Origin of the sequence: Streptomyces sp. SID13726, assembly GCF_010548375.1 — a bacterium.
GTDB lineage: Bacteria > Actinomycetota > Actinomycetes > Streptomycetales > Streptomycetaceae > Streptomyces.
Genome location: NZ_JAAGLY010000432.1, coordinates 1 through 445, shown reverse-complemented (window position 1 = coordinate 445; position 445 = coordinate 1). Strand labels below are relative to the sequence as shown.

At 70.6% G+C, this 445-nt stretch carries 1 pseudogene; it reads right to left on the bottom strand.

Annotated elements, in window-relative coordinates:
• A pseudogene (locus G3I78_RS48445) lies at positions 1-371 on the bottom strand (electron transfer flavoprotein subunit alpha/FixB family protein); the annotation flags it as partial.
• Positions 372-445 lie beyond the last annotated feature (74 nt).

The window sequence follows — 445 nt, the reverse complement described above, 5'->3', positions numbered from 1 at the left end:
CCCTCGTCACCGGCCTCCAGGTCGACCTCGTCGGTGATGATGCCGGAGCCGATGCGGACCGCGAGGCGGGCGGCGATCTCCTTGCCCTCGGCGGAGGAGGGGACGAGCACGGCGACCGGGGATACGGCGTCGTACGCGGCCTGCAGCGCGTCCACCTTCGGCACCACGAGGTACTCGGTGAACTCGGGGGCGTCGGCGGTCAGGACCTTGACCGCGCCGTGCTCGGCGAGCACCGCGGCGGTGTCGGCCGCACCGGCGCCGAGGGCGACGGCGACGGGCTCGCCGATGCGGCGGGCGAGCGTCAGCAGCTCGAGGGTGGGCTTGCGGACGGCACCGTCCGCGTGGTCGACGTAGACGAGGACTTCAGCCATGGGAATGCTCCTGCGAATGCGAAGTAGTCAGGGGGCGATCGAGAGGGTTTCGGCCGAAGCTCTTAGATGAACTT